Source organism: Streptomyces sp. NBC_00443, assembly GCF_036014175.1.
GTDB lineage: Bacteria > Actinomycetota > Actinomycetes > Streptomycetales > Streptomycetaceae > Streptomyces.
On record NZ_CP107917.1, the window covers coordinates 2,447,912 to 2,461,952 of the forward strand.

The following is a 14,041-nucleotide window of genomic DNA, read 5'->3' on the forward strand; positions in this document are numbered from 1 at the left end:
GTCGCCCTTGTGGGGGCGGTGAACTGACGCCGGTTCACGGGCCGGTCACGCGCCGGACGGCCCTGATACGTGCGCGCGTCAACACGCGCCACCACGGCGTCAGTTCTGCGAGGGAACCGACGACGCGCTGCCGGTGCCCGGCTCCAGCGCGTCGAGCGCCCGCCGCAACCCGGTGAGTTTGCGTTCGAGATGAGCCGCCGTGGCCACCGCGGCCGCATCGGCCGAGTCGTCGTCAAGCTGCTTGGACAGCGCCTCGGCCTGCTCCTCGACTGCGGCCAGCCGCGCCGACAGCTCGGCCAGCAGCCCCGCCGGCTCCTTGGAGTCGGCACCCGAGGCCTTGCCGCCGCCCTCCAACTGGAGCCGCAGCAGCGCCGCCTGCTCACGCAGCTGGCAGTTCTTCATGTACAGCTCGACGAACACCGAGACCTTCGCCCGCAGCACCCACGGGTCGAACGGCTTGGAGATGTAGTCCACCGCACCCGCCGCGTAGCCGCGGAAGGTGTGGTGCGGGCCGTGGTTGATCGCGGTGAGGAAGATGATCGGAATATCGCGGGTCCGTTCTCGCCGCTTGATGTGCGCCGCGGTTTCGAAACCGTCCATTCCCGGCATCTGGACGTCCAGCAGAATGACCGCGAAGTCGTCCGTCAGCAGTGCTTTGAGCGCTTCCTCCCCGGACGATGCCCGCACCAGGGTCTGATCGAGCGCAGAGAGGATCGCCTCCAGCGCCAGCAGATTCTCCGGCCGGTCATCGACCAGGAGGATCTTGGCCTTCTGCACCATGGCCCGCCCTCCTCGCCCCGGCAGTGCACCGGGCTCCGCCCCAGGGGACGACTCCGTTACGCCGCCCGCCCTCGTGCCGGTCATGGTAGCCGCACCCCGCCTGTCGCCACACCCTGTCACCGCGATGTCACTGTGCACGTAGCAGAAACGTAGCGGGAGACCAGAAGGTTCCCCGAATCCCGCACTTCTACACGGCTTCGAGCACACTGAGTCAGCAACTCCGCGTGAACACTGTCAGCTGCCGTCACTGCTCGGTCATCCACTGATCCATCACCGCCAACAGATGATCGGGATCGACCGGCTTCGTCACGTAGTCGGAAGCGCCCGACTCGATCGCCTTCTCCCGGTCACCCTTCATCGCCTTGGCGGTCAGCGCGATGATCGGGAGTCCGGCGAACTGCGGCATCCGACGGATCGCCGTGGTCGTCGCGTATCCGTCCATCTCGGGCATCATGATGTCCATCAGGACGACCGCCACGTCGTCGTGCTGTTCCAGGACCTCGATGCCCTCGCGGCCGTTCTCCGCGTACAGCACGGACAGGCCGTGCTGCTCCAGGACACTGGTCAGCGCGAAGACGTTGCGGATGTCGTCGTCCACGATCAGCACCTTCTCGCCACCGAAGCGGATGCCCCGGAGGGACTGCGGCGCCCTGGCCTGCTCAGGCGCCGACCACTGCTCCTGCTGCGCCGGCCGCTGTTCCAGCTCGCTGGCGGCCCTGCGGCGGCGCCTGAAGAGCGCGGCGGCGCCGTTCTGCGTCTCCCGGTACGACCGCACCTCAGCCGGCGTCTCGATCTCCACCTCGGCCAGCTCCGCCAGCTCGGCGGCCGAGGCCACCAGATCGCCCGCGTCGAGGGACGGCAACTGCTGCTGGTAGCCGTGCGGGGGAAGTTCGCTCGGATGCAGCGGCAAATACAGCGTGAACGTCGAGCCGCGGCCCGGCTCGCTCTGCGCATAAATCTCACCGCCGAGCAACTGCGCGATCTCCCGCGAGATCGACAGCCCCAGCCCCGTACCGCCGTACTTGCGGCTGGTCGTGCCGTCCGCCTGCTTGAACGCCTCGAAGATCACCCGCATCTTGCTGGCCGCGATCCCGATGCCGGTGTCGGTCACGGAGAACGCGATCAGCGGGGCGTTCGCCTCGGTCAGCGAGCCGGTCTCCAGCAGTTGCTCCCGGATCCTCTGCGGCACGTCCATCCCGGCGGGCCGGATGACCAGCTCGACCGACCCGGAGTCGGTGAACTTCACCGCGTTGGACAGCAGGTTGCGCAGCACCTGCAGCAGCCGCTGTTCGTCGGTGTGCAGGGTGGCGGGCAGCTCCGGCGAGACCCGTACGGACAGGTCCAGGCCCTTCTCCGCGGTCAGCGGCCGGAAGGTGGCCTCCACGTAGTCGACGAGCTGCACGAGCGCGATACGCGTCGGAGAGACGTCCATCTTGCCCGCCTCGACCTTCGACAGGTCCAGGATGTCGTTGATCAGCTGGAGCAGGTCGGAGCCGGCGCCGTGGATGGTCTCGGCGAACTCGACCTGCTTGGGCGAGAGGTTGCCCTCCGCGTTGTCGGCGAGCAGCTTTGCCAGGATCAGCAGCGAGTTGAGGGGCGTACGCAGCTCGTGCGACATGTTGGCGAGGAACTCGCTCTTGTAGCGCATGGAGACCGCGAGCTGCTCGGCGCGCTCCTCCAGGACCTGCCGCGCCTCCTCGATCTCGGTGTTCTTCACCTCGATGTCGCGGTTCTGCTGGGCCAGCAGCTCGGCCTTCTCCTCCAGTTCGGCGTTGGACGCCTGGAGGGCCTTCTGCCGGTTCTCCAGCTCTTCCGACCGCTCACGGAGCTGCTCGGTCAGCTCCTGCGACTGCTTCAGCAGCACCTCGGTCTTGGTGTTGACGGAGATGGTGTTGACGCTGGTCGCGATCATCTCGGCGATCTGGTTGAGGAAGTCCTTCTGGATCTGCGTGAACGGCGTGAAGGAAGCCAGCTCGATCACGCCGAGCACCTTGCCCTCGAACAGCACCGGAAGGACGATCACCTGCGCGGGCGGCGCCTCACCGAGCCCGGAGGAGATCTTCAGATAGCCGCTGGGCGCGTTCTCCACCAGGATCGTGCGCTTCTCCTCTGCCGCCGTCCCGATGAGCGCCTCACCCGGCCGGAAGGACGTCGGCATGGAACCCATCGAGTAGCCGTACGACCCGAGCATCCGCAGCTCGTACTGGTCGTCGTTCTCGGCCGCCAGGTCCTTGCCGTCGAGCAGCGGCATGGCGACGAAGAACGCGCCGTGCTGTGCGGTCACCACCGGCGTCAGCTCGCTCATGATCAGCGAGGCGACGTCCGCCAGATCACGGCGGCCCTGCATGAGTGCCGAGATCCGGGCGAGGTTGCCCTTGAGCCAGTCCTGCTCCTTGTTGGCGATCGTGGTGTCGCGCAGGTTGGCGATCATCTTGTTGATGTAGTCCTGGAGTTCCTGGATCTCGCCGGACGCGTCGACGTCGATCTTCAGGTTCAGGTCACCGCGGGTCACCGCGGTCGCCACGCGCGCGATGGCACGCACCTGCCGAGTAAGGTTTCCCGCCATTTCGTTCACGGACTCGGTGAGGTCCCGCCAGGTGCCGTCGACGTCACGCACGCGTGCCTGGCCGCCGAGCTGTCCTTCGGTACCCACCTCGCGGGCGACCCGGGTGACCTCCTCCGCGAAGGACGACAGCTGGTCGACCATCGTGTTGATCGTCGTCTTGAGTTCGAGGATCTCGCCTCGGGCGTCAATGTCGATCTTCTTGGTCAGGTCACCCTTGGCGATGGCGGTCGTGACCATGGCGATGTTGCGCACCTGACCGGTCAGGTTGGACGCCATCTGGTTCACGGACTCGGTGAGGTCCTTCCACGTACCGGCCACACCCGGCACGTGCGCCTGACCGCCGAGGATGCCGTCCGTGCCCACCTCGCGGGCCACCTTGGTGACCTGGTCCGCGAACGAACTCAGCGTCTTCACCATGGTGTTGAAGGTGTCCGCGAGCTGCGCGACCTCGCCGCGCGCCTCGATGGTCACCGTCCGCGTCAGATCGCCGTTGGCGACCGCCGCCGCGACCTGGGAGATGTTCCGCACCTGGACGGTCAGGTTGTTGGCCATCAGGTTGACGTTGTTGCTGAGGTCCTTCCAGATGCCTGTGGCGCCCGGCACGTGCGCCTGGCCACCGAGGATGCCGTCCGTGCCCACCTCACGGGCCACTCGGGTCACCTGCTCGGCGAAGGACGACAACTGGTCCACCATCGTGTTCACGGTGGTGACGAGCTCGAGGATCTCGCCCTTCGCATCGACGGTGATCTTCTTCGACAGGTCACCCTTGGCCACCGCCGTCGTGACCTCGGCGATGTTGCGCACCTGGATCGTCAGGTTGTTCGCCATGAAGTTCACGGACTGCGTGAGGTCCTTCCAGGTGCCGGAGACACCCTGTACCTCGGCCTGTCCGCCGAGGATGCCCTCCGTGCCCACCTCACGGGCCACACGCGTGACCTCTTCGGCGAACGACGACAGCTGGTCCACCATCGTGTTCAGGGTGTTCTTCAGCTCCAGGATCTCCCCGCGCGCGTCCACGGTGATCTTCTGGGACAGGTCACCCCGGGCAACCGCCGTGGCGACCTGGGCGATGTTGCGCACCTGGCCGGTCAGGTTGGAGGCCATGCCGTTCACGGAGTCGGTCAGGTCACGCCACACACCGGCGACGCCGGGCACCTGCGCCTGTCCGCCCAGACGGCCCTCGGTACCCACCTCACGCGCGACCAGGGTCACCTGGTCGGCGAAGGACGACAGCTGGTCGACCATCGTGTTGATGGTGTTCTTCAGCTCCAGGATCTCGCCGCGCGCGTCGACGTCGATCTTCTGGGACAGGTCACCCCGGGCAACCGCCGTGGTCACCTGGGCGATGTTGCGCACCTGGGCGGTCAGGTTGCCCGCCATGCCGTTGACGGAGTCGGTGAGCTCCTTCCACGTACCGGCCACACCCGGTACGACCGCCTGCCCGCCCAGCCGGCCCTCGGTGCCCACGTCCCGGGCCATGCGCGTGACCTGGTCGGCGAACGACGACAGCTGGTCCACCATCGTGTTCACGGTGTTCTTCAGCTGGAGCATCTCGCCGGAGACGTCCACGGTGACCTTCTGCGACAGGTCACCGTTGGCCACCGCCGTGGTCACCTGAGCGATGTTCCTCACCTGTCCGGTGAGGTTGCGGAACGCAGTGTTGACGGAGTCCGTGAGGTCCTTCCAGGTCCCCGCGGCCCCAGGCACCTGCGCCTGACCGCCGAGCTCACCCTCCACACCGACCTCACGCGCGACACGCGTGACCTCGGAACCGAACGACGACAGCTGGTCGACCATGCCGTTGACGGTGTTCTTCAGCTCGAGCATCTCGCCGGCCACGTCGACCGTGACCTTCTGCGACAGGTCACCGTTGGCCACGGCCGTGGTGACCGCGGCGATGTCCCTCACCTGAATGGTCAGATTCCGGAACACGGTGTTGACGGAGTCCGTGAGGTCCTTCCACGTGCCCGCCGCGCCCGGCACGTTCGCCTGGCCGCCCAGCCGGCCTTCGGCGCCGACCTCGTTGGCCACGCGCGTGACCTCGTCCGCGAAGATCCGCAGCGTCTCGGTCATCTGGTTGATCGTGTCCGCGAGCTGCGCGACCTCGCCGCGTGCCGACACGGTCACCTTCTGCGACAGGTCACCATTGGCGACCGCGGTCGTCACCTGGGCGATTCCTCGCACCTGCGCGGTCAGGTTGCCGGCCATGAGGTTCACCGAATCGGTGAGGTCCTTCCACACGCCGGCCACACCGGGCACCTGCGCCTGACCGCCCAGCTCACCCTCGGTGCCCACCTCACGGGCGACTCGCGTCACCTCGGAGGAGAAGGACGACAGCTGGTCCACCATCGTGTTGACGGTGTTCTTCAACTCCAGCATCTCGCCGGCCACGTGAACCGTGACCTTCCGGGACAGATCACCCTTGGCGACCGCGGTGGTCACCAGCGCGATGTCCCTCACCTGGGCCGTCAGCCGGTACGCCATGGTGTTGACGGAGTCCGTGAGGTCCTTCCACGAACCCGACATGCCACGCACGCGTGCCTGCCCGCCGAGCTTGCCCTCGGTACCCACCTCGCTGGCCACGCGCGTGACCTCGTCGGTGAACGTCGACAGCTGATCGACAAGGTTGTTTACAGTCCGCCCGACCTTCAGGAACTCCCCCCTCAGGGGGTGCCCGGTGCCGTCCTGGGCCTGCGTCCGCAGCTCCATCCGCGGCGACAGATCACCGTCGGCCACCGCGGACAGCACCCGGCCGACCTCGGAGACGGGCCGTACGAGGTCGTCGACCAGGGCGTTGGAATTGTCGACGGCGGCCGCCCAGGAGCCCTCACAGGCGCCCGTCTCCAGCCGTTCCGTGAGTTTGCCCTCGCGGCCGACCATGCGCCGCACCCGCGCCAGCTCACCCGTCAGATGAAGGTTGCGGTCGGCCACCTCGTTGAAGACGGCCGCGATCTCCGACATCACGCCGTCCCCGGACACCGTGAGGCGTTTCCGGAAGTTCCCGTCGCGCATCGACACAAGGGCCGTCAGCAGCCGGTTCAGGGCAGCCGTGTCCACCGCAGTGGTCCCGCCTCGCGTTTTGCGCTCGTTCCTCAGGGACTGTCCGCCTTTCGCGCGCGTCTTAGTGCCCCGCGTCGCTGCGCCAGACTCCACTGTGTCCCTCCCGCAGGGGTCGACCGTTACTGCTGTGCTCGGGTTCTACTGTTCGGCGTACCCGTTACTGCTGGGTATTCCTGCCGGATATACCAGGCCACACCACGTGCTGCTGCCCGCGATACGCGAACGACACTCGTCCTGCCCGGACCTTCACAAGAAGCTTGCCCAGTGTTTCACCCTCGCCGAACCCGGCCATAACAGTTCGGCAGCTTCGCACATCGTCCGCACACCCTCCGGACGGAAACACTGCAGACCGGCATCCGCATGGACGGCGAAGGTAAGTAACCTTGCATGCGGCTGTCCAGCCGCGCCGGTCCGTCCGGCCTGGGCGGTGGCAGGAGGAGCAACGAGCGGGCATCGGAGGGGCAGCCGGACATGACCACCGGACTGATCCCGGGGGGACAATCCCCGGAGCGGCCGACGGGCACACAGATGCCGCACCAGCGGCGCGGGCCCGCCGGCCACGGGGCCCTGCACGTCGACAACCGGACGAGGAGTTCTGTGATCACCGCGCGCGCGGCAGCCAGCTTCGACCCCGTCGGGCGATCGGTGGCGAGCGCCCGCTCCTTCGTCCGCGACACACTCCAGGGCTGGGGCTTCGCCGACATCGTCGACGACGCCGTAGTCCTCACCAGTGAATTGGTGACGAACGCCGTCGTGCACGCGGGTACGTCCGCGGACGTTCTGTGTCTGCGCAGTGACGACGGCGTACGCGTCGAAGTGGCCGACCGGTATCCCGAGCGCGAGATCCCCCTCCAGGGCTCGCCCGTCAACATGGGCAGCCCCGACCGCGAGGGTGGCCGCGGCCTCCAGCTGTGCGCGGCCCTGGCCGGCCGCTGGGGCGTCGAGTACACACCCACGCACAAGCAGGTCTGGTTCCAACTGGACCTCCCCGAGCGCCCGGTGGGCACCCGCACAGCGGGCCCGTCCCTGCCTTCCGACCTCCTCCCCCTCGCCGACGGCCGCGTCCGCGTCGCAGTGGTCCAGATCGACCGTACGGGCGCCATCTCGTCCTGGAACGAGGACGCGGAGGACCTCTTCGGCTATGCGGCGGAGCAGGTCACCGGCAAGCCCCTCACCGACCTCGCCGCCTGGCCGCACACCCCGGGCACGAGCACCGGAATCGCCGAGGCACTCCAACTCTCGCGCTGGGAAGGCAGCTACGGCATAAGGGGCGCCAACGGGCGCGTCACGCCGGTGTACGCCTCCCACCTCCGCGTCCGTGACAGCGGCGGCGAACCGTCAACGGTCTGCCTCCTGGTCCGGGATCACGAACGGGCTGTTCTGCAGACCCCGTTGCGCATCCCGGCCTCCGACACCTCGAACGAGTCGCAGAGCACCGACCCGTTCGAGGTGTTCATCGGCTCCCCCGCCCCCGACGACCTCGACGGCCTCCTCCAGCGCACGGTGGAACGCGCCCGGGACATGCTCGACGGCGACTCCGCTTTCCTGCTCCTGGCGACCGACGACGAGACGGAGTTGGAGGTCCGCGCCTCCACCGGCCTGCCCTCCGCCCGCCAGCGCTTCGCGCGCGTGCCCGTCGAGGCGGGCCCCGGCCGCTACGGCTCGGCCCGGATGCCGGCGGTCCACGAGGACCTCACGATGGTCCCCGGCGCCGTCCCTCTGCTCCGGGGCACCGGCATGCGCTCGGTCGTCACCGTCCCCCTGAAGGTCGAGGGCCGCCTCACCGGCTCCCTCGGCGTCGCTGCCGAGGCCCCGGCGAGATACTCCAACGAGGAGGCGCTGCGACTCCAGTTCGCGGCCGACCGCATCGCCCTGGCCGTCGAGTCGGCCCGCCTGGGCGAACTGGAACGCCTGCGCCGGGGCTCGCTCAGCTTCCTCGTCGAGGCCTCCGACCTGTTGGCCGGAACCCTGGACCGCGACCAGACCCTGGCCCTGATGGCCCAGATGACGGTCCCGACCCTTGCCACTTGGTGCGCGGTCTACACGATCGCCGACCAGGCCTCGGACCCGTACCTCTCGTACGTCCTGCACGAGGACGAGGAACTCATCGACGGCATTAAGTCATTGTTGTCGAAGATCTCCCCTCCCGACCCCGTCCCCACCCCCGGCGCCCGCGTCTGGTCGGCCCCGGCCCAGGCGGCCCACCAGGTGGCCCTGCGCACCTCCATGCGCAGCCTGGGTCTCGGCGAGCCTCCGCACCGGGTCAGCGCCGGCATCGGCATCGGCCCCACCCTGGCCACGGCGTCCGCGGTGGGCGGCGAGACGGTCGTACTGCCGCTGGTGGCCCGCAACCGGGTCATCGGCATGCTGACGCTCGGCAAGCCGACGGACGAACACTTCCGCCAGGAAATCCTGGAGTTGGCGGAGGACCTCTCGCGAAGGGCCGCCCTGGCCCTGGACAACGCCCGCCTCTACTCCGAGCGCACAGCCATCAGCCAGTCCCTCCAGCGCAGCCTCCTGCCGCCGGAGCTGCCCGAGATCGACGGCGTCGAGGTCGAGGTCATCTACCGCGCGGCCGGCGAGGGCAACGAGGTCGGCGGCGACTTCTACGACCTCTTCCCCATCAGCGACGGCGCCTACGGCTTCGCCATCGGCGACGTCTGCGGTACGGGCCCGAACGCGGCGGCGGTCACGGGCCTCGCCCGGCACGCACTCCGCCTCCTCGCACGTGAGGGCCTCAGCGGCCCGGCGGTGCTGGAGCGCCTCAACTCCGCCATCCTCGACGAGGGCGCCCGCAGCCGCTTCCTGACGCTCCTCTACGGCGAGTTGAGGCCCCAGGAGGACGGCAGCGCCGAGCTGAAGGTGGTCTGCGCCGGCCACCCGCTGCCCCTCCGCCTGCGCCAGGACGGCACGGTCGAGCCGGCAGCCGAACCGCAGCCGCTCCTCGGTGTCATGGACGACCTGGAGCTCTACGAGCAGACGGTCACCCTCGACCCCGGTGACGTCCTCCTGTGCGTCACCGACGGCGTCACCGAACGCCGCGAAGGCAGCCGCATGCTGGGCGACGACGGCCTCACCGACGTCCTCACCACCTGCACGGGCCTGACGGCGGGCGCGGTGGCGGCCCGCATCATGCGCGCGGTCGAACGCTTCGCCTCGGACGCCCCGTCCGACGACATGGCCATCCTGGCCATGCGCGTCCCTGGCCTTCACAAGGACTAGGGACCGAGCACGGCACCGGGGGAAGACATGCAAAAGGCCCCGCCCAATTGGGCGGGGCCTTCAGTCTGGAGCCCCCAAACGGAATCGAACCGTTGACCTTCTCCTTACCATGGAGACGCTCTACCGACTGAGCTATAGGGGCCTGTTGCCATTTACGAGGTTTCCCTCGCGGCAACGGAATAGATCATACCCCGAACACACCCGTGCTCCCAAACCCGCTCAGAACGCGGGCTGGAGAAGTCCCCCGAGCGCATTACAGGCGGACACGATCCGCTGCATGTCCTTCTTGGTCAGAGACGCGTCGACCGGCAGGGCCAACGTTTCATCAGCGGCCCGCTCGGTCTCCGGCAGGGACACACACCGCCGGAACTCCGGCAGCCTGTGCACAGGCGTCTTCACCGGCACCCGGCACTCAACTCCCCTGGCCCGCACCGCCCGAGCGAATGCGTCGCGATCCGGCCGCCCGTTCCCCGGCACGCGCACGACGTACTGCTGATAGGTGTGCCCGTCACCACCATCGGGCGTCTGCACGCCCTTCAACTTCGCGTCCAGGTACGCGGCCCGCTGCCGACGCTGAGCAATCTCGTCGTACGGAGCCTCGGACTCGCCCTGCTCCAGCACCAACAGCTCATGCCGCTGTCCGATCTCGTGCAGCCGCGCGATGTCGGCCCACCGACCGAAACGATGTACGGCGACGACAGCCGCCGTCCGCGAGGTGACGACCGCCTCGACAGCGCCGGCGTCCAGGCAGTACGTCACCGGATCTATGTCGGCGAACACCGGCAGCGCCCCGGCCAGGATCACGGCCTCGGCGACTTCGACGTTCCCGAAGGCCGGTACGACAACCTCGTCACCGACTCCGACGCCTGCGGCCCTGAGCATTGCAGCAGTACCCATGTGTGGGATGTTGGTTGCGAAACGTGAACTTCAGGTGACGCACAACAAAAAAGGGTTGGACCCCGAACCGAAGTTCAGGATCCAACCCTATTAAAAGGAGTTCGGCGGCGTCCTACTCTCCCACAGGGTCCCCCCTGCAGTACCATCGGCGCTGTAAGGCTTAGCTTCCGGGTTCGAAATGTAACCGGGCGTTTCCCTCACGCTATAACCACCGAAACACTATGAAACTGTCAGCCGCACCGTATGTGGCCATACGGGGCTGTTCGTGGTTTCAGAACCAACACAGTGGACGCGAGCATCTATGGACAAGCCCTCGGCCTATTAGTACCGGTCACCTCCACACGTTACCGTGCTTCCAGATCCGGCCTATCAACCCAGTCGTCTACTGGGAGCCTTACCCCATCAAGTGGGTGGGAATACTCATCTCGAAGCAGGCTTCCCGCTTAGATGCTTTCAGCGGTTATCCCTCCCGAACGTAGCCAACCAGCCATGCCCTTGGCAGAACAACTGGCACACCAGAGGTTCGTCCGTCCCGGTCCTCTCGTACTAGGGACAGCCCTTCTCAATATTCCTGCGCGCGCAGCGGATAGGGACCGAACTGTCTCACGACGTTCTAAACCCAGCTCGCGTACCGCTTTAATGGGCGAACAGCCCAACCCTTGGGACCGACTCCAGCCCCAGGATGCGACGAGCCGACATCGAGGTGCCAAACCATCCCGTCGATATGGACTCTTGGGGAAGATCAGCCTGTTATCCCCGGGGTACCTTTTATCCGTTGAGCGACGGCGCTTCCACAAGCCACCGCCGGATCACTAGTCCCGACTTTCGTCCCTGCTCGACCCGTCGGTCTCACAGTCAAGCTCCCTTGTGCACTTACACTCAACACCTGATTGCCAACCAGGCTGAGGGAACCTTTGGGCGCCTCCGTTACTCTTTAGGAGGCAACCGCCCCAGTTAAACTACCCATCAGACACTGTCCCTGATCCGGATCACGGACCCAGGTTAGACATCCAGCACGACCAGAGTGGTATTTCAACGATGACTCCCCTGAACTGGCGTCCAGAGTTCACAGTCTCCCACCTATCCTACACAAGCCGAACCGAACACCAATATCAAACTGTAGTAAAGGTCCCGGGGTCTTTCCGTCCTGCTGCGCGAAACGAGCATCTTTACTCGTAGTGCAATTTCACCGGGCCTATGGTTGAGACAGTCGAGAAGTCGTTACGCCATTCGTGCAGGTCGGAACTTACCCGACAAGGAATTTCGCTACCTTAGGATGGTTATAGTTACCACCGCCGTTTACTGGCGCTTAAGTTCTCAGCTTCGCCAGGACGAATCCTGACTAACCGGTCCCCTTAACGTTCCAGCACCGGGCAGGCGTCAGTCCGTATACATCGCCTTACGGCTTCGCACGGACCTGTGTTTTTAGTAAACAGTCGCTTCTCGCTGGTCTCTGCGGCCACCCCCAGCTCACCGAGTAAATCGGATCACCGGTGATGGCCCCCCTTCTCCCGAAGTTACGGGGGCATTTTGCCGAGTTCCTTAACCATAGTTCACCCGAACGCCTCGGTATTCTCTACCTGACCACCTGAGTCGGTTTAGGGTACGGGCCGCCATGAAACTCGCTAGAGGCTTTTCTCGACAGCATAGGATCATCCACTTCACCACAATCGGCTCGGCATCAGGTCTCAGCCTCATGTGCGACGGATTTACCTATCGCACGGCCTACACCCTTACCCCGGGACAACCACCGCCCGGGCTGGACTACCTTCCTGCGTCACCCCATCACTCACCTACTACAGGTCTGGTCCGTCGGCTCCACCACTCCCCTTTGCCCGAAGGCTCCAGGGCGGCTTCACGGACTTAGCATCGCCTGGTTCAATGTTTGACGCTTCACAGCGGGTACCGGAATATCAACCGGTTATCCATCGACTACGCCTGTCGGCCTCGCCTTAGGTCCCGACTTACCCTGGGCAGATCAGCTTGACCCAGGAACCCTTAGTCAATCGGCGCACACGTTTCTCACGTGTGAATCGCTACTCATGCCTGCATTCTCACTCGTGAACCGTCCACCACTGCCTTCCGGCGCGGCTTCACCCGGCACACGACGCTCCCCTACCCATCACAGCCGCCGTTGGGCGTATTGCTGCAATGACACGACTTCGGCGGTACGCTTGAGCCCCGCTACATTGTCGGCGCGGAATCACTAGACCAGTGAGCTATTACGCACTCTTTCAAGGGTGGCTGCTTCTAAGCCAACCTCCTGGTTGTCTCTGCGACTCCACATCCTTTCCCACTTAGCGTACGCTTAGGGGCCTTAGTCGATGCTCTGGGCTGTTTCCCTCTCGACCATGGAGCTTATCCCCCACAGTCTCACTGCCGCGCTCTCACTTACCGGCATTCGGAGTTTGGCTAAGGTCAGTAACCCGGTAGGGCCCATCGCCTATCCAGTGCTCTACCTCCGGCAAGAAACACACGACGCTGCACCTAAATGCATTTCGGGGAGAACCAGCTATCACGGAGTTTGATTGGCCTTTCACCCCTAACCACAGGTCATCCCCCAGGTTTTCAACCCTGGTGGGTTCGGTCCTCCACGAAGTCTTACCTCCGCTTCAACCTGCCCATGGCTAGATCACTCCGCTTCGGGTCTTGAGCGCGCTACTGAACCGCCCTATTCGGACTCGCTTTCGCTACGGCTTCCCCACACGGGTTAACCTCGCAACACACCGCAAACTCGCAGGCTCATTCTTCAAAAGGCACGCAGTCACGAGAATGTGCAAGCACATTCCGACGCTCCCACGGCTTGTAGGCACACGGTTTCAGGTACTATTTCACTCCCCTCCCGGGGTACTTTTCACCATTCCCTCACGGTACTATCCGCTATCGGTCACCAGGGAATATTTAGGCTTAGCGGGTGGTCCCGCCAGATTCACACGGGATTTCTCGGGCCCCGTGCTACTTGGGTGTCTCTCAAACGAGCCGCTGATGTTTCGACTACGGGGGTCTTACCCTCTACGCCGGACCTTTCGCATGTCCTTCGCCTACATCAACGGTTTCTGACTCGCCTCACAGCCGGCAGACTGTGAAAGAGAGATCCCACAACCCCGCATACGCAACCCCTGCCGGGTCTCACACGTATACGGTTTAGCCTCATCCGGTTTCGCTCGCCACTACTCCCGGAATCACGGTTGTTTTCTCTTCCTGCGGGTACTGAGATGTTTCACTTCCCCGCGTTCCCTCCACTTGCCCTATGTGTTCAGGCAAGGGTGACAGCCCATGACGACTGCCGGGTTTCCCCATTCGGAAACCCCCGGATCAAAGCCTGGTTGACGACTCCCCGGGGACTATCGTGGCCTCCCACGTCCTTCATCGGTTCCTGGTACCAAGGCATCCACCGTGCGCCCTTAAAAACTTGGCCACAGATGCTCGCGTCCACTGTGCAGTTCTCAAACAACGACCAGTACACCGTCACACACCACCACTGTGGTGCTTCACCGGCGCCGGCAACCGAAGCAC

At 65.4% G+C, this 14,041-nt stretch carries 4 protein-coding genes, 1 tRNA gene and 2 rRNA genes; 1 reads left to right on the forward strand and 6 read right to left on the reverse strand.

Annotated elements, in window-relative coordinates; all coding sequences use genetic code 11:
- Positions 1-99 precede the first annotated feature (99 nt).
- Together OHO27_RS10815 and OHO27_RS10820 are read right to left on the reverse strand one after the other, a co-directional pair.
- Positions 100-780, reverse strand: a complete 681-nt coding sequence (locus tag OHO27_RS10815) for a response regulator (protein WP_328422666.1) — start codon at positions 778-780, stop codon at positions 100-102.
- 244 nt (positions 781-1,024) lie between these two features.
- Positions 1,025-6,499 carry a HAMP domain-containing protein gene (locus OHO27_RS10820; RefSeq protein WP_328422668.1) on the reverse strand — a complete coding sequence of 1,825 codons (5,475 nt, stop codon included), beginning with the start codon at positions 6,497-6,499 and terminating at the stop codon, positions 1,025-1,027.
- A gap of 378 nt (positions 6,500-6,877) precedes the next feature.
- Between OHO27_RS10820 and OHO27_RS10825 the strand changes: the two genes are divergently transcribed.
- The gene (locus OHO27_RS10825) at positions 6,878-9,628 is read left to right on the forward strand and encodes a SpoIIE family protein phosphatase (protein ID WP_328422670.1); all 2,751 of its coding nucleotides are present in this window, start codon (positions 6,878-6,880) and stop codon (positions 9,626-9,628) included.
- 66 nt (positions 9,629-9,694) lie between these two features.
- Here the strand turns inward: OHO27_RS10825 and OHO27_RS10830 are convergent.
- The 4 genes from OHO27_RS10830 to OHO27_RS10845 all read right to left on the reverse strand — a co-directional run bounded on the left by OHO27_RS10830 (position 9,695) and on the right by OHO27_RS10845 (position 13,943).
- A tRNA-Thr gene (locus tag OHO27_RS10830) sits at positions 9,695-9,770 on the reverse strand.
- A 77-nt stretch (positions 9,771-9,847) separates the two neighbouring features.
- Entirely contained in the window at positions 9,848-10,510 is a 663-nt protein-coding gene (locus tag OHO27_RS10835) for a DegT/DnrJ/EryC1/StrS family aminotransferase (protein WP_328430401.1), read from the reverse strand.
- A 114-nt stretch (positions 10,511-10,624) separates the two neighbouring features.
- Positions 10,625-10,741, reverse strand: a 5S ribosomal RNA gene (gene rrf, locus OHO27_RS10840).
- An 85-nt stretch (positions 10,742-10,826) separates the two neighbouring features.
- Positions 10,827-13,943, reverse strand: a 23S ribosomal RNA gene (locus OHO27_RS10845).
- Between the last annotated feature and the right edge of the window lie 98 nt (positions 13,944-14,041).

What these genes read in the sequence shown, in the direction of transcription:
- OHO27_RS10815 (WP_328422666.1), bottom strand. Translation starts at nt 780, where the DNA reads ATGGTGCAGAAGGCCAAGATCCTCCTGGTCGATGACCGGCCGGAGAAT.
- OHO27_RS10835 (WP_328430401.1), bottom strand. Translation starts at nt 10,510, where the DNA reads ATGCTCAGGGCCGCAGGCGTCGGAGTCGGTGACGAGGTTGTCGTACCG.
- OHO27_RS10825 (WP_328422670.1), top strand. Translation starts at nt 6,878, where the DNA reads ATGACCACCGGACTGATCCCGGGGGGACAATCCCCGGAGCGGCCGACG.